The following is a 14,631-nucleotide window of genomic DNA, read 5'->3' as shown; positions in this document are numbered from 1 at the left end:
CCTCAAACTCGGCTCCGTCGGTAACAACGTGGCGGGCCCGAACGTGGTCAGCGCGTTCCCTGGCACAGACTGGAGGGCCGGAACGCGAACAGCGGACGCGGGACACGACTGATTCCGCCCGGGATCGACCCCTTCACGCGTCGCCGCCGGACGCGGACCTCGTCCCGGATCCGCGATTTCGTTCTTTCAGTTCGACGTCGAGGGGGTCCTCGATCTCCCCCATCATCGCTTCGAGCGCGTCCGTCGCCGTGATCAGCCCCGCGACTCGTTCGCCCTCGTCGAGCACCAGTGCCAGTTCCTGATGTTCGTCCTGAAATCGGTCGACTGCGTCGCTGATGAACGTGTCTTCCCGGATCGTCATCGGCTGCGCGGCCACCTCCTCGATGGTCACCACCCCGCTCCGAAGGTCGTCGATGTTGTCGACGATCGCGGGCACGTAGACGATTCCCCGGAAGTCGCTCGGCTCCTCGCCGATCAGAGGGAATCGGGTGTGGGGGCTGTTCCCGATCCGTCGGAGGTTCTCCTCGACGGGTTCGGTCGTCGAGAGAAACACGACGTCCTCGCGGCGGGTCATCACCTCGCTAACGGGACGGTCGCCGACGGCGAACGCGTTGAGGATCTCTTCTTTCCGCTCCCTGGAGATCCCACCGCGGTCGAGCAGCGAGTCCAGCCGATGGCGGAGGTCGGCCCGCGACTCGATGACGTCGGTCTCGGTTTCGAGCCAGGCGCCGGTCATCTCGACGCCGAACAGCCGGAGCGTCCACTTGGCGACGCCGTCGCCCAGCACGATGACCGGAGAGATGGCCTTCGCGAACCAGTACAGCGGCGTCGCGGCGTAGCGGGCCACGAACTTCGTCCGCTCCACGCCGAGATACGTGGGCGTCTGTTCGCCGTGAGTCAGGTGGAGCAGGTTGATGATGACGAACGCGACGACGCCGCCGGCGCCGACCGAGGCGAGGAGTGTGTTGCGAAACAGCGGCTCCAGCAGCGACGCGAGGGCCGGTTCGGCGACGATCCCGACGGCGATGCTCGTGGCCGAGATCCCGACCTGACAGCTGGTGAGGTAGATCTCGAGGTCCTGGGTCATCTCCCAGGCTCGGCGAAGGCCCGGTTCGTCGAACTCGGACTCCGGGTACTGTCGGACGCGGGTCAGCGCGAATTCGATCGCGACGAAGAAACCGTTCGCCAGAATGAGTACGAGACCGGCGGAGAGGCGAATCCCGAGCTCGAGTCCGTTCATACTCGTACGATAGCGCCGTGAATAAAAGACGGTGTGGATGCGATATACCGGCTTTCTTGCCGTCAGGCGAGAATCGGTGCGGAACGAACCGCGTGAGGTCCCGTCTCAGGAGTTCGAGCGGCCGAAGATCCGCCTCAGAGAGCCGTCCCCGTCGTTCGGCGGTACCCCGCGTACAGCGCCGGCAGTCCGAGGGGCAGCGCCAGTATCCCGAACCCGATGAGGGCGTACCCTGCTCCGTTCCGGCATCGGAGCGCGTGGACCGTCGTGACGATCCCGAAGAGAGCGACGGCGTAGGCTGCGTTACTCCAGATGACGTCGTAGGAGGAGCAGTACAACCAGCAGACGAAGGTGTAGGACGGCGCGTTCCACGTCGGCGGGTGAAGCTTCGGCCAGAAGAACCGGCAGTAGGTCGTCCACCCGAGCATCGCGAGCGTCGGCAAGCCGGCGAGCCACGTCGGCACAGCCGCGCGGGTTCTCTCCGCGTACCGCCTGTAGCCCGCGAGGAACACCGCTGGAAAGCCGGCGACCCAGAGCCAGATGCCGATCGTGTACGTCACCGGCCAGTGTTCGATCCGCGGCTGCCGGACCGGAAGACGCTGTGACGCCGGAAGCGACGCCCACGGGAACGACGGGTCGGGTACCGGGTTGGTGAACAGCGCGACGAGACAGAGCACGGTCCCGACGACGAGCCCGTAGAGACCGATCGTCGCGTATCGATCGAGCCAGCCGGGGAGAGTACGGCCCGTCGGTCGAACACGCTTTGCGGTGCCGACCATCGTTCGCTCGCTAGGTGTCCCGTTCGAGGGAGTCCCGTCGCTGTTCGTACTCCTCGTCGGTGAGGTCGCCGCGAGCGTACGCGAGGCGTAGTTCTTCGAGCGCCCGGTCCGAGTCGCCGTCGCTCCCCGTCAGCGCCCGGTAAACGAGGTAGCCGCCGCCGATGAGCGCTCCGAGGAACAGGAGCCGGATCACGACGCTCGCGACGAGCATCCAGCCGGGCGCCGTTCCGCGGTCCCACATCCCGCCCATCATCGGGCCGTACCCCATCATCCCGAAGCCCATGAAGAACATCGGCAGGACTGCTAGCGCGCCGATGATGAGCAAGACGATCGCGACGAGCCGTGTGTCGTCAGTGGTTTCTGGCATATGTTTCACTCCGTGAGTCCGCTATTGCTAGCTACGCGTGCGGTGTTCAATGCAGTTTTCCTTCATATTCCTAACCGAAGAGGGGTGGGGCTCCGTCCGCGGTCGACCGTCCGCCAGCGTTCCGACGGCCGCCGTGGACTGCGGAGAATCAGTCGAACACGACGCGACCGTTCGAAAATGATCCGCAGGAAGTTTAGATTCAACAGTATCGCGGGCGTAAGACGGTGTTTTTCTAGGGAAAACTGCAATAGATGATCCCCGCGATCGTACCACTATGCCTGAAACGGCCGTCGGAGGGGTCCTCGAATCACTCCGCATCGGCGTCGGGTTTCTCTGGACCGCGGCGTGGGCTATCATCATGGGCCTCACTGTCACCAGTCTAGTCCAGGTCTACGTCTCCAAGGAGCGGATGGCGCAAGTCCTGGGCGAGGGCGACCTGCGCAGTCTCACGATGGCGACCGCGTTCGGCGCGGCGAGCAGCGGTTGCAGCTTCGGCGCCGTCGCCATCGGGAAGGGGCTGTTCAAGAAGGGCGCGCACGCGGTGAACTTCCTGGCGTTCATGTTCGCGTCGACGAACCTCATCGTCGAACTCGGATTGATGATCCTCATCCTGCTGGGCTGGGAGTTCCTCCTCGCGGAACTGCTCGGCGGCCTCGTCCTCATCGCCGTCATGGCGGTCATCGTCCACGTGACGCTCCCCGAAAACCTCTTTCGAGAGGTTCGGCAGACGCTCAACGAGCGTGACGGGGAGTCCGACGTGACCGAAGACCCCACCTGCGGGATGGAGGGGAGAGACGAGTACGCCCTCACCACTGACGGCGGCGAGACGCTGAAGTTCTGCTCGGAGGGCTGTATGGAGACCTACCGCCAGTCGGCGTCGAGTCGTGGCGGCTGGCGAGACGAGTTGCGCTCGTGGGGCGGGTGGTACAGGATCGGGAATCAGTACCGGAAGGAGTGGTCGATGATCTGGAAGGACGTCATCGCCGGCTTTCTCATCTCGGGATTCGTTATCGTCTTCGTCCCGCAGTGGGTCTGGAACGCCCTCTTCCTCTAGGGAGACGGCCTGCTCGTGACCGCCGAGAACGCGATCATGGGCGTCGCGATAGCCGTGATAAGTTTCGTCGGCAGCATGGGCAACGTTCCGTTCGCCGTCGCGCTCTGGGGCGGCGGCATCAGCTTCGCCGGCGTCATCGCGTTCGTCTACGCGGACCTCATCACGATCCCCGTCTTGAACGTCTACCGGAAGTACTACGGCTGGACGGTCATGCTGTACATCCTCGGCGTCTTCTTCGTGACGATGGCGTTCACCGGGTTCGTCATGGAACTGCTGTTCGACGCACTCGGCATCGTCCCCGACCTCGCCGGCGGAGAAACGGCGACTGAACGGACGTACTTCGAGCTCAACTACACCTTCTATCTCAACCTGATCGCGTTCGGGCTCACCGGATTCCTGCTGTACGTGTACCGGCGGGGTCTCGGCGCGTCCGGCCAGTACCGGGACCCGGTGTGCGGAATGCGCACCGACGACGACGGACCGAGCGCGACCCACGATGGAACGACGTACTACTTCTGCTCGAACGCCTGCGAACGGGCGTTCGAGGCCGACCCGGCGTCGTACGCGGGCGAGAGCCCGGAGGCTACCAGTCACGATCACGACCACTGAGACGGTCCGCTCGGTCTCCGCGGCGGACGGACGACTGGGCAGGGGGGACCGTTAAAAACGCCTTCAAAATCGAGGGGTCAAGATACGCTTCTGCGGGCGAAACGTATCGAGTAGGATGTACGACCGCCTCCTGCTACCGACGGATATGAGCCCCGGTGTGAACCGAGCTATCGAGCACGCGATCGACGCTGCGCGGAGATACGACGCCGAGTTACACGTGCTCTATGTCGTCGATACCGAGGCGTACAGCTCCTACCCCGGCGACGAGTACGTCCACGAGTTTGAGGGCCTCGAAGCCGCTCTCGAACGAGCGGGCCGGGAGGCGGTCGAAGACATTATCGACCGGGCCAACTCCGCGAACGTCGAAGCGGAACCGGTCATCCGACACGGCGTTCCGCACGCAGAGATCCTCCAATACACGGCCGAGGCGGATATCGACCTGACCGTCATCGGGTCGAAAAACCGGTCCGGCGAGTACCGACGCCTGCTCGGTAGCGTCGCCGAACGCGTCGCCAACATGTCCGAGCGGCCGGTCACGATCGTCAAAACGCCCGTCGAGGGCGAGTAGCGTCGTCGGGGGTCGGACTAGTTCTCCTTGAACCCCGGCGGAAGTTCGGAGTGTTTGATACCGTCCTGTTTCTCGATCCGCAGTCTGTAGAGCTTGGTGTCTTCCGACGCGCTCGCCCGCTCGAACAGTTCCGGTCGCCACTTCAGCTCCGCGGCGTCGAGCACGGCGTCGCGTTCGCTCTCGGGGACTTCCTCGATCGTCCCGGTGAGGAGGACGCTCCGCCACTCGAACGTCGAGTTCGCCCGGTAGACGAGGAACCGGACGGTGTCGGCTCGCCGGGTCAGGGCCTCCTTCCGACTGTTCGATCCGACGACGTAGAGGAAATAAACGCTGTCCTCGCCGTCGTACCAGTACGACATCGGTCGCATGTCGGGGGCGTCCTCCGCCGAGAAGCAGAGGACCCCCACACTCTGGCTCGACAGGAACCCCCCGATCTCCTCGTCGTCCATCCGTTCCATCCCGTAGTCCCCCAGTTCGTCGGTCGTCATGTGCGAACCGACGACCCCGAGTTTCGTTAATCGATCGTCGGTTCCCAGCGAGGGAGAACTCCCCCGTCCCGATTCAGGGGGTGTAACCGACCGTCGCGAGTTCGATCGGCGTTCCGTCCCGGACGAGTCCGGACGGCGTTCGCGGTCTTCCCTCGGCGCGGGAATCGACGCCCGGTTTGACACTGGTGCGCGACGTACCACGACGTGATCGACATGTACGACACGATCCTCGTCCCGACGGACGGAAGCGACGTTTCGGAGGTGGCGGTGAAGAAAGCGATAGCGCTCGCGCGACGGTTCGACGCTTCGATCCACGCGATCCACGTCCTGGAGGTCGACGACGTGCCGGCCGACGTCGCGGCCGAGGCCACCGAAGAACTGACCCGGATCGGCGAGACAGCCCTCGCCGAGGTCTCCGACTTGGCGACCAATGCCGGCGTTGCGACGACGACCCGCGTCGTCGAAACGACCGGCCCGGTCCACGAGGAGATAGTGGACTACGCCGTCGACTACGGCGTCGACCTGATCGTGATGGGAACCCACGGCCGCACCGGCTGGGACCGACTCGTCCTCGGAAGCGTCGCCGAGCGCGTGCTCCGGACCTCGCCGGTGCCCGTGCTCACGGTCAGCGGAGAGGCGGATTCGGATCGCGACGTCGAGACGGTGCTGGTGCCGACCGACGGAAGCGATCCGGCCAACGCGGCCGCCGACCACGCGATCGAACTCGCAGCGGCGACGGACGCGGCCCTGCACGTGGTTCACGTCGTGAACCTCACCGGCGGCTGGGGAGGGGAGATCGAGAGTCCGCAGCTGTACGAGGCGCTGGAGGAAGCGGGGCAACGAGCCGTCGACGAGGTCGTCGAACGTGCCGACGATGCCGACGTGCGGTCCGTCGAGGCGTCGGTGCTCAGCGGGACGCCCGCCCGCTCGATCCTCGACTACGCCGACGAGCGCGACGTCGACTGGATCGTCATGGGGACGCACGGCCGGACCGGTCTGGATCGGTACCTCCTCGGCAGCGTCACCGCCCGCGTCGTGCGGCTCTCGGAACGGCCCGTACTGAGCCTGTCGTCGCCCGACGAGCGATGAACCCGGGCCCCGGAGGCCGTCCGAACGGGACGGTCCGGGGGCCTGGGTCCGCTTCCACGCGACGCGACAGACTTCTAGATCCTCTGGGGCGTTCCACCCATCGTAACCGGGTGTAATTTCTCGAAGGGAATCAATAGACGATTCCTATCAACAGAGGGAATAGTATTTCGTTGCTCCGTCGCGTCCGCTTACACGGTTACCTCTGTAAAATACCGCCGCTTCGGTTATGTACGCCCGGTTCTGGAAAATAAAGTCCCCGGATGAGTACTAGTAACCCGTCATCGCTCTATACGTCTCGGTGTTCTGTAGAATATTCCCAATGCATCGTATTTTTACGTTAAATGCGACAGGGGTGCTGTCGGACTATCGACCGAAGCGTCGTCGAATCCGCCGACGCCGTGGCGTGAGAGAGTGAGGGCACGAGAGTACCGCCGAGCGCGGTCGACGGATCGGCCTCTTTCGCGGGCGCGCCGCGGTCGGCGGCCTCGTCGGAACCTCGCGACTCCCGCGCGATCCGCCCCGAAAGGGTCGTTCCAGGTCCGAACGGTGATAGTCAGTCACGCGGCCCGCGATCCGTGGTCGCGAGTACCGGGACCTCGCTGCGACGGATCACGCGCTCGGTGACGCTGCCGAGGAGGTACCGATCCATCCCGGTTCGTCCGTGCGTGCCCATCACGACGTAATCCACCCCACGTTCGGCGGCGTAGTCGGCGATCTCGCGGGACGGATTCCCGTTCAGAATCGCCGTTTCGACGTTGGAAACGCCCGACGCCTCGGCTCGGCTGGCGATCCGTTCGGTCGCCTGCTGCCCCATCTCCTCGAGCGAGTCGCGGACCACGCCGGTGTTCACGTTGCCCCAGACCATGCCGGGGTCGACGACGTAGACGACGTGGAGAGCGGTACCGGTCGTCAGCGCGAGTTCGATCGCGTGGTCGGCTGCCGCCGCCGCGAAGTCGCTACCGTCTGTCGGCACCAGCACCGCGTCGACGCCCGGATCGATGACGCTGTCCTCGTGGACGGTCAGGACCGGAACCGGAGATTCGCGCAACGTCCGCTCCGTGACGCTCCCGACGACCAGTCGGTCGAGCCCGGTCCGGCCGTACGTCCCCATGACGATGCAGTCGATATCGTGCTCGTCGGCGTAGTCGAGGATACCGCGATGGACCGAGTCGGCATCTTCGACGACCGCCGTCGTCGCGTCGAGCCCGACGTTGGCGGCCCTCTCGCCGGCCGCTGTCGCCGCCTGGCTGCCGCGGCGGTCGAGCTCATTATCGCCCGCGGACCGGGACACCACCCGGTTCGACTCGGAGACGTGAATAGCGTGCAACTCGGCGTCGTACCGCTGTGCGAGGGCGATAGCCGCCGCTGCCGCGGACTCCGCGACGTCGCTGCCGTCGGTCGGTAACAGGATTCGGTCGTACATGGTCCTCTACGCTTAGATCGACGCCGATAGCACCTTAATCCGGAGGTGGGTTCCCGTGAAGCGAGAACGCTGCGGGACCGACATCAGTCGTGACTCGGGCCGGATCCGACGTACCGACAACGGCCGGTTATCTCCGAAGCCTCGAGTTCGTACCAGACCGTCTCGTACTCGGAGAGGGAGTCGTTGAACACTTCGAGAGCGGCCTCTTCGCCGATAGCGGAGAACAGTGTGGCCGCCACGTCCAGGTCAGCGTTCTCCACTTCCCGGATCGGCCCCCTCATCACGACGCTTTTCCACTGGTTCTTGGTTTTCCACTCGTACACCGTCAGGCTCGCGACGTCCGTCTCGGAGACGAAGGACCGCTTCAGGCTGTCACTGCCCATGATGAACCGGAAGAAGCAGCGGTTCGAGTCTCCGTCGTACGCGAACGCGATCGGGATCGTGTACGCTTCGCTCCCCGTCGCGAAGCCCAGCACCCCGAGCCCCCGTTCCCTCAGAAACCCATCGATCTCCTCCGCGGACAGTGCTTCGCCGATATCTTGAGACATGGTACCGAGTACGTGACGTCTCGGCAAAAATCACCGTGTCGTCGGCGGTTCGACCGGTACGGAAGACGGCACCGGACGACCGGGATACCCGACCGCGCGGGTCCGCCCGGTCGCGCGTTCACCGCGGACTGGGCGTCGAACCGAGTCGCGACCGGGACGGGTAGCGACGATACAGTCCGGGGAACCTATATGACCGCGTATGGGCCTAAAACCGGCGGAGATTCCTATATTTCAGGAATCCTGATCGCGTCTAAATATCGGCACGTCCACGTCCTACATGCACCATGCCAATCGAAGACCTAGCACGCAGCGACGTGGTCACCGCGGAGTCCAGCGCGTCGGTCGAGGAACTCGCCTCGACGATGAAAGAGCGAGACGTGGGTAGCATCGTGATAACCGACGGGAACGAACCGACCGGTATCGTGACCGATCGGGACCTGACGCTCCGGGTCCTCGCTGAGGGGACCGACCCGTCGGCCGCGACCGCCGCGGACGTGATGTCCACCGACCTGTGTACGATCGACCGAACCGCCGGGTTCTATCAGGCAACGGAGCTGATGTCCGAAAACGGCGTCCGTCGGCTCCCCGTCCGCGACGGCGACGAGCTGTCCGGCATCATCACGGCCGACGACCTGACGGAACTCCTCGCCGAGGAACAGGAGCAGGTCGCCGAGGTAATTCGCGCCCAGCGCCCGCCGTACTAACCTCCGACAATCGCCGAGATCACCGTGACGGTGGAGGCGGGATCGACCCGCCGGGCCCGGGCGTTTCGAGTCGGGATCGTCAGCGATCAGGAACCCCGGAACGACGCCGAACCGCCCCGACGACCACCCCGCGCGATCCGGGGCCTTCCGGGGATCGGGGCCCGTCAAGTAGTGAATGTGATTTTTCAGATATCGGGAACGGACGGCGGGTACTTGGCCGTCGCCGACGAAATACGACCGCGGACGGCGCCGTTCGAGGAGCAAGGAAACCGACCGACCGCGGCAGCAAACCAACACCCATGGACATCGCAGATATCGTTTCGGCGGAGTACGAAGAGTTCACACCGGAGACGCGGGTTTCGAAGCTCGTCGGAGCGCTCGACGACCCGGCGGTCACGGGCGCCGTCGTGCGCGGCGACGAGTACGAGGGGGTGGTCACGAGGCGCCAGCTCGCCGCCGCGCGCCACCACCCCGACCAAAAGCTCGGTTCGGTCGTCTGGCACGTCCCGCGACTCACGCCCGACGAGGACGTCCGAAAAGTCGCCCAGCTGATGATCGACAGCGATTCGCGGCTACTGCCGGTGTTCGAGAGCGGGGACCTGATCGGCGTCGTCACCGACGACGATATCCTCCGCGAGGTCGAGCCGTTCCTCGACGCGGCGACCGTCGCCGACGCGTACTCACCGGACCTCGTCACGGTGACTCCCGAGACGACGTTCGGAGCGGCGCTCAACGCCTTCCGCGAGAACCGCATCGCGCACCTCCCGGTCGTCGAGGACGACGCGACCGTCGGGATCCTGAGCCTCTACGACGTCACCGACGTCTCGGTCCAATCCGTTCGGCGGAGTCAGGGCGGAGACGCGGACGGGACCGGCTCGTTCGGGGCACAGGTGGTCGGCAGCGCCGCTGGCGCGGGCCGCGGCGGATTCGGAGCGCGGGAGGGAGAACGCGAACGGCTCCTGGACCTCCCGGTTCGTGACGTGATGGCCTCTCCCGTCCGGACGATCCGGCCACACGAGACGCTCGACGCGGCCGTCAGGGAGATGGACGCCGTCGGCGGCTCGTCGCTGGTCGTCACCGAGGACGGGAGTCCCGGTGGCATCCTCACCAAAACCGACGTCCTCGACGCCCTCACGTGGGAAGCGGAGGGGACTCGGGCCGTCCAGGTCTACGGTGCGGATCTGCTGGACGACGTGACGTACGACGACGTCGCGACGATGATCGACGAGGTCGGCGACAGGGACCGCGCGATGACCGTCCTCGACGCGAAGGTCCACCTGCACGAGCACGACGAGACCCTGCGCGGGACGCCGCTGCTGCTCGCCCGGGTGCGGTTACACACGGACGAGGGGCAGTACCTCGCCTCCGGAGAAGGGTACGGTGCCAGTCGGGCGCTGAACGAGGCACGCGACGTGCTGGAGCGACGGATCCGGGACGAGAAAACCCGCGGACGGAGCAAGAAGCACCCGACCGAAGCGTTCTGGGAGAAGCGCTTCGGGTGGCTGCTCGAGGAGTAAACGGCACCGGTAACGCGGCCGTTTCCGCCCCGTCTGTTCAGGGCTCTCCGACCGCGCGGAATCGGAGCCGATCGCTTCCTGTTTTTCGACGCGGTCGCCTCGGTGAGTGCGTGGCCGGGGCGACGAGTCGACCGACGAGACGGCGGGCTCGCGAGACCCTCGGTTTCCGAACGGGGTCGGCGGTCAGTCGTCCGCGCTCTCCCCCGGATTGACGGCGACGACTGGCACGTCGGCGCGTCTGATGACGCGTTCGGTGGTACTCCCGAGGAGGAACCGGTCGAGTCCCGACCGGCCGGCCGTCCCCATCGCGATCAGGTCGATATCGTTCTCGTCGGCGTACTCGAGGAGGTCCACGGCCGAGAACCCCTCGCGGACCTCGGTGACGGCGTCGAGACCCGCGTCACGGGCCACCGTCGCGATCCGCTCCGTCGCCGCTTCCCCTTCTGACTCGTATCGCTCTATCAGTTCGATCGGTGGGGTGTAGTTGGGGGTGGCGGCGATCCCACTCACGTCGACGATGTTCACCGCGTGAACGCGGGCGTCGAACCGCTGGGCGATCGCGATCCCGTGTTCGATCGCCGCGGCCGCGAGCTCGCTCCCGTCGGTCGGGACGAGGATCTCCTCGTACCCGTCCCCGACGCGACTCCGTTCGGTCGCCCGGGTCGTGAGAACCGGCACGTCGGCGAGCCTGACGACGCGTTCGGTCACGCTCCCCGCGATGTAGCGCTTCAGACCGGACCGGCCGTGGGTCCCCATCGCGATCAACTCGGCGTCGTGGTCGTCCGCGTATTCGAGTATCGCGTCGGACGGGGTCCCCCTGAGAACCGCCGTTCGAACGTCGTCCGACTCGTCGGCGATCGCTTCGACCGCGTCGATGGTCTCCTCCGCTTTCGCTTCGAGTCGGGCGACGAAGTCGTCGCCGACCCCGCCGACGTCGAACGGCCCCGCCGCCGCCTGAACGTCCACGGCGCTGACCACGTGGACCGTCGCGTCGAACGCGCGTGCGAGGCTCAGTCCGTGTCCGGCGGCTCGGACCGCGTGGTCGCTTCCGTCCGTCGGTACCAGAATCGTATCGTACATGGTCCTCTTCGAGTAATTAGTCGCCTCACAGCCGTATAAAACGAGCCGGCGATTCCCGGGCGACGGAAACGACCGCAACGAGCGTCGAGAGAGCTACCACCGAATCGGCGCGAACCGACGCGGTTGACACAAGCACGGCCGGGGAGCGCAGTCCCGACCGTCCGCGCCCGAGCCGACTGTGTCACCGGAGGTCGAACTCGCGAGCCCGCTCGCAGACCAGCTTTCGCTCGATCGCGTTGAGACGCTGGGACACCGCCGACGGAGTGACGTCGAGTTCGTCCGCGAGGTCGTCCAGCGAGGCCCCCCGCGGCCGGTCGTAGTACCCGGACTCGATCGCGAGCGAGAGCACTTCACGCTGCTTCGGGGTCAACACGACGCCGTCCGACACCGCGTCGTCCTCGGCGTCGTCGGCTCGGATCCGTTCGAGCGACACCGACGCGCCGATGGATCTGAGGTCGTCGACGAGCGAGCGCAGCGTCTCGCGACCGGGGACGATGATCGAGAACAGTAGCCGGCCGTCCCTGACGGCTTCGAGGTCGGAGATGCAGTCGTGCTCGTCGAAGACCGCACAGGGACAGGTCTCGGTTACCGGGGTCCGGCAGTAGCCGTGCGCCTCGGCGTCGTCGACCGCGACCTGACACGTCTCGTCTTCCCCCGCGTCGCCGTTGGTCATCGACTGCCGCACCCCGTCGACGTCTCGCCCGCTGAGCGGGCACCCCGTGGCGGTGTCGGCGTCGATGGCCAGCCGCACGTCGAGCGGACCGACGTCCGCACCGGTTCCGCTCTCCTCGACGGTGTAGCTCATGACGTGTGAGAGTTGGTCACCTCGCCCCAATATATACGGCCCCGATTCCCACGATCGGAGAATCGGGGACGGCGGCCGGATCACGCGAGGCGCTTCGGGGCCGCGGGACCCAGCGACCGCTCCTCGGGTGTCAGTGAAAAACCGCAGGAAAAGGGTCAGCCGATGTCAGTCGGACGGGGCTTCGACGGTACGGCCGCGTTCGGTCTCGGTCTCGGCCGTCAGGAACCGGTAGCTCCCCCACAGCAGGAGGACCACCAGTCCCGCGAGGACGAGACCGGTCCGCAGCGTCGGGTCGACGGTCGGGGTCGCGACCACCTCACCCGCGTCGTTGGTCACTGGAGCGGCCCCGTACGGCTGGCCCGCGATCACTTCCACGATTCCGAGGACGACGATACCCAGCAGCATGAACGCGGCGCTGAGTCCCATCGCCAGCCTGTCGATTGCGTCGATGTCGTGTTTCATGTCGTTCACCTCCTTAACCGAGCAGGTACCGGAGTTTCGGGCGTTGTTCGACGAAGCGCGTCCGTTCGAGGATGGCGTCGAGGCCGTAGTAGCGCCCGGTGGCAAGCACCATCATCGTGACGAACAGCAGCAGGCCCATCAGGTCGCCGTTCACGAGGCCGTGCCCGAACCCGGCGTTGCCGAGCCAGAACAGGGTCATGAACAGCGCCCCGAACAGGGAGGCCAGCCGCACCAGCGCCCCGACCATGAGGCCGAGGCCGATGAGCGTCTCGCCGAGGGGCACCATCGCCTCGATGAACCAGCCGAGGTTGTTCCCCATCCAGACCGGGATGGGGCCGAGCGCGGTACCCTCCATCCCCTGCAGGTATATCGGCCCGTAGCTGTAGGCCAGGCCGTCCTCGATGAGTTTCGTCACGCCGGAGTGGAAGAACCACCAGCCGACGACGACGCGCAGGAACGCGAGCCAGTATCCCGTGAGCGCCCCCGAGAGTTCGAACTCGAACTCCTCCGACAGGGGGTTGGCCGCTTGATATGACATGGTTATCTCACCTCACGTGTAGAACGAGGACGGACGCCCCCGTATCGACTCCGCACCAGATTACAGGGTTTTAAGTGTAGACTGTCGCCCGTTCGGATTCGTAGAACCGCGACGAGGAGCCATTCCGGATCGGTGGAAAACGGACCCTGATTCAGGGCGGGGAAGCGCTTCCCGCGGTCGAGCCATGGGAACCCCTGCACCGATGCGAGAACGCATCCGCGAACTCAGAATTTTCGCTACGAGACGCCGATGTCGAAGGTCTCGCTTCTCAGATCGCGGGAATTCCCGACGATCTATTGATAACGATCGTCGTATCCGCAAACGGAGGACCATGTACGAACGCATCCTGCTACCGACGGACGGCAGCGAGGGGAGTCGACGGGCGATCGACCACGCGGTCGCGATCGCGGACGAGACCGGGGCGTCGATCCACGCCCTCTACGTGGTCGATACTTCCGAGTACAAGACGCTCGACGGGCCGGTCGTGGACTCGATCGAAGCCCGCGGACGCAAGGCCCTGAAGGTCGTCGAGGAGGTGGGCGCGCGGGCCGACGTCGACGTCGAGACCGCCTTGCGGCGCGGCATCCCCCACGCCGAGATCCTTGCGGCGGCGAGAAGCCTCGACGTGGACGGGATCGTCATGGGGACGAACGGTCGCACCGGTCTTGACCGCGTGCTCCTCGGGAGCGTCGCCGAGCGCGTGGTCCGGGAGGCGAAGGTCCCCGTGACCACGGTTCGAGCGATCGAGACGGCGCCGGCGGTCGACTCCCCGGAGGAGGCGATCGACCGCGCCACTGCAGCACTCGACGAGACAGGGGACGGGCAGGCCGAGCCGCTGGAGGAACCCTACCGCGGCACGAGTTCCTGGATCGTTCCGATGCGTGCCGGGAGCGGCGAGTTCAGGGTTCACGTCGACGCGGAGACCGGGAAGACGCGGGTCGCGGGGACCGGCGACTGAAGGCGGCGTCGCCGCCCCCCGGTACTACGCCGAGAAGAGGAGCAACAGCAGTCCGCCGTGCCAGACCGCCGCAGCGGTCGCGACCCGCCGGTCGGACGGGGGCACGGGCGGGTTGCGGAATAACCCCTCCCACAGGAGCAGGGTCGCCAGCGCCGCTCCCCCCGCGAGACCCTGGTGCATCTGGACGACCGGGTGGAACCCCACCACCGCGCCCGCCAGCAGCGACGCGAGCATACCGCCGAGGAGCCGGTCGTAGTATCCCATCTCGTTTTCGACTAGGCGATCGCGAAAAAAGAACCGCTCGACGATTCCCGGGAACTCGGATTCGGCAGGTGGCTGACGAACCTCCGGACGCTATCTCCGCCCGACCCTCGGGTACGGCCGGGACGACTCGCCGGCCCCGGG

Annotated in this window: 16 protein-coding genes and 1 pseudogene; 6 read left to right on the top strand and 11 right to left on the bottom strand. The window is 65.9% G+C overall.

Translation table 11 applies throughout. From position 1 onward, the window contains the following. Positions 1–133: 133 nt before the first annotated feature. The 3 genes from D8670_RS17540 to D8670_RS17530 form a co-directional block, all read right to left on the bottom strand. Complete coding sequence (locus tag D8670_RS17540; RefSeq protein WP_121819422.1) at positions 134–1,240, bottom strand: hemolysin family protein; 1,107 nt, start codon at positions 1,238–1,240, stop codon at positions 134–136. A 134-nt stretch (positions 1,241–1,374) separates the two neighbouring features. Further along, complete coding sequence (locus D8670_RS17535; RefSeq protein WP_121819421.1) at positions 1,375–2,016, bottom strand: hypothetical protein; 642 nt, start codon at positions 2,014–2,016, stop codon at positions 1,375–1,377. A 10-nt stretch (positions 2,017–2,026) separates the two neighbouring features. Beyond that, positions 2,027–2,383, bottom strand: a complete 357-nt coding sequence (locus D8670_RS17530) for an SHOCT domain-containing protein (RefSeq protein WP_121819420.1) — start codon at positions 2,381–2,383, stop codon at positions 2,027–2,029. A gap of 274 nt (positions 2,384–2,657) precedes the next feature. Between D8670_RS17530 and D8670_RS17525 the strand changes: the two are divergent. Both D8670_RS17525 and D8670_RS17520 read left to right on the top strand, forming a co-directional pair. Then, a pseudogene (locus D8670_RS17525) lies at positions 2,658–4,046 on the top strand (permease). A 115-nt stretch (positions 4,047–4,161) separates the two neighbouring features. Beyond that, complete coding sequence (locus tag D8670_RS17520; protein WP_121819419.1) at positions 4,162–4,614, top strand: universal stress protein; 453 nt, start codon at positions 4,162–4,164, stop codon at positions 4,612–4,614. Between the two features lie 17 nt (positions 4,615–4,631). Here the strand turns inward: D8670_RS17520 and D8670_RS17515 are convergent, their stop codons facing one another. Continuing rightward, entirely contained in the window at positions 4,632–5,102 is a 471-nt protein-coding gene (locus tag D8670_RS17515) for a pyridoxamine 5'-phosphate oxidase family protein (RefSeq protein ID WP_121819418.1), read from the bottom strand. A gap of 213 nt (positions 5,103–5,315) precedes the next feature. Between D8670_RS17515 and D8670_RS17510 the strand changes: the two genes are divergently transcribed. Then, entirely contained in the window at positions 5,316–6,191 is an 876-nt protein-coding gene (locus tag D8670_RS17510) for a universal stress protein (RefSeq protein WP_121819706.1), read from the top strand. A gap of 553 nt (positions 6,192–6,744) precedes the next feature. Here the strand turns inward: D8670_RS17510 and D8670_RS17505 are convergent. Continuing rightward, complete coding sequence (locus D8670_RS17505) at positions 6,745–7,614, bottom strand: universal stress protein (RefSeq protein WP_121819417.1); 870 nt, start codon at positions 7,612–7,614, stop codon at positions 6,745–6,747. 83 nt (positions 7,615–7,697) lie between these two features. Next, entirely contained in the window at positions 7,698–8,162 is a 465-nt protein-coding gene (locus D8670_RS17500; RefSeq protein ID WP_121819416.1) for a pyridoxamine 5'-phosphate oxidase family protein, read from the bottom strand. Positions 8,163–8,446: 284 nt separating this feature from the next. On the opposite strand from D8670_RS17500, the gene D8670_RS17495 reads away from it, so the two are divergent. Continuing rightward, a complete protein-coding gene (locus D8670_RS17495) occupies positions 8,447–8,866 on the top strand; it encodes a CBS domain-containing protein (RefSeq protein WP_121819415.1) in 420 nt (139 codons plus the stop codon). 299 nt (positions 8,867–9,165) lie between these two features. Beyond that, positions 9,166–10,383 (top strand): CBS domain-containing protein, encoded by a 1,218-nt coding sequence (locus D8670_RS17490; RefSeq protein WP_121819414.1) that lies wholly within the window; start codon positions 9,166–9,168, stop codon positions 10,381–10,383. Between the two features lie 183 nt (positions 10,384–10,566). Here the strand turns inward: D8670_RS17490 and D8670_RS17485 are convergent, their stop codons facing one another. The 4 genes from D8670_RS17485 to D8670_RS17470 all read right to left on the bottom strand — a co-directional run bounded on the left by D8670_RS17485 (position 10,567) and on the right by D8670_RS17470 (position 13,268). Beyond that, the gene (locus tag D8670_RS17485) at positions 10,567–11,463 is read right to left on the bottom strand and encodes a universal stress protein (RefSeq protein ID WP_121819413.1); all 897 of its coding nucleotides are present in this window, start codon (positions 11,461–11,463) and stop codon (positions 10,567–10,569) included. A 181-nt stretch (positions 11,464–11,644) separates the two neighbouring features. Next, positions 11,645–12,268: a helix-turn-helix domain-containing protein gene (locus D8670_RS17480; RefSeq protein WP_121819412.1), complete on the bottom strand. Its 624-nt coding sequence runs from the start codon at positions 12,266–12,268 to the stop codon at positions 11,645–11,647. Positions 12,269–12,433: 165 nt separating this feature from the next. Continuing rightward, positions 12,434–12,730, bottom strand: a complete 297-nt coding sequence (locus D8670_RS17475; RefSeq protein ID WP_121819705.1) for a hypothetical protein — start codon at positions 12,728–12,730, stop codon at positions 12,434–12,436. Positions 12,731–12,743: 13 nt separating this feature from the next. Then, positions 12,744–13,268 carry a DoxX family protein gene (locus D8670_RS17470; RefSeq protein WP_121819411.1) on the bottom strand — a complete coding sequence of 175 codons (525 nt, stop codon included), beginning with the start codon at positions 13,266–13,268 and terminating at the stop codon, positions 12,744–12,746. Positions 13,269–13,599: 331 nt separating this feature from the next. On the opposite strand from D8670_RS17470, the gene D8670_RS17465 reads away from it, so the two are divergent. Beyond that, positions 13,600–14,226, top strand: a complete 627-nt coding sequence (locus D8670_RS17465) for a universal stress protein (RefSeq protein WP_121819410.1) — start codon at positions 13,600–13,602, stop codon at positions 14,224–14,226. Positions 14,227–14,250: 24 nt separating this feature from the next. Here the strand turns inward: D8670_RS17465 and D8670_RS17460 are convergent, their stop codons facing one another. After that, on the bottom strand, positions 14,251–14,490 hold the full coding sequence (locus tag D8670_RS17460) for a DUF8015 family protein (RefSeq protein ID WP_121819409.1): 240 nt from the start codon (positions 14,488–14,490) through the stop codon (positions 14,251–14,253). Positions 14,491–14,631 lie beyond the last annotated feature (141 nt).

It is taken from the genome of Halostella limicola (assembly GCF_003675875.1).
Lineage (GTDB): Archaea > Halobacteriota > Halobacteria > Halobacteriales > Natronoarchaeaceae > Halostella > Halostella limicola.
Note: the sequence above shows the minus strand (reverse complement) of the source record. Positions and strands in the feature narration are given on the sequence as shown.

Coding starts and splice junctions, on each gene's coding strand:
- D8670_RS17540 (WP_121819422.1), bottom strand. CDS start 1,240: ATGAACGGACTCGAGCTCGGGATTCGCCTCTCCGCCGGTCTCGTACTC.
- D8670_RS17535 (WP_121819421.1), bottom strand. CDS start 2,016: ATGGTCGGCACCGCAAAGCGTGTTCGACCGACGGGCCGTACTCTCCCC.
- D8670_RS17530 (WP_121819420.1), bottom strand. CDS start 2,383: ATGCCAGAAACCACTGACGACACACGGCTCGTCGCGATCGTCTTGCTC.
- D8670_RS17520 (WP_121819419.1), top strand. CDS start 4,162: ATGTACGACCGCCTCCTGCTACCGACGGATATGAGCCCCGGTGTGAAC.
- D8670_RS17515 (WP_121819418.1), bottom strand. CDS start 5,102: ATGACGACCGACGAACTGGGGGACTACGGGATGGAACGGATGGACGAC.
- D8670_RS17510 (WP_121819706.1), top strand. CDS start 5,316: ATGTACGACACGATCCTCGTCCCGACGGACGGAAGCGACGTTTCGGAG.
- D8670_RS17505 (WP_121819417.1), bottom strand. CDS start 7,614: ATGTACGACCGAATCCTGTTACCGACCGACGGCAGCGACGTCGCGGAG.
- D8670_RS17500 (WP_121819416.1), bottom strand. CDS start 8,162: ATGTCTCAAGATATCGGCGAAGCACTGTCCGCGGAGGAGATCGATGGG.
- D8670_RS17495 (WP_121819415.1), top strand. CDS start 8,447: ATGCCAATCGAAGACCTAGCACGCAGCGACGTGGTCACCGCGGAGTCC.
- D8670_RS17490 (WP_121819414.1), top strand. CDS start 9,166: ATGGACATCGCAGATATCGTTTCGGCGGAGTACGAAGAGTTCACACCG.
- D8670_RS17485 (WP_121819413.1), bottom strand. CDS start 11,463: ATGTACGATACGATTCTGGTACCGACGGACGGAAGCGACCACGCGGTC.
- D8670_RS17480 (WP_121819412.1), bottom strand. CDS start 12,268: ATGAGCTACACCGTCGAGGAGAGCGGAACCGGTGCGGACGTCGGTCCG.
- D8670_RS17475 (WP_121819705.1), bottom strand. CDS start 12,730: ATGAAACACGACATCGACGCAATCGACAGGCTGGCGATGGGACTCAGC.
- D8670_RS17470 (WP_121819411.1), bottom strand. CDS start 13,268: ATGTCATATCAAGCGGCCAACCCCCTGTCGGAGGAGTTCGAGTTCGAA.
- D8670_RS17465 (WP_121819410.1), top strand. CDS start 13,600: ATGTACGAACGCATCCTGCTACCGACGGACGGCAGCGAGGGGAGTCGA.
- D8670_RS17460 (WP_121819409.1), bottom strand. CDS start 14,490: ATGGGATACTACGACCGGCTCCTCGGCGGTATGCTCGCGTCGCTGCTG.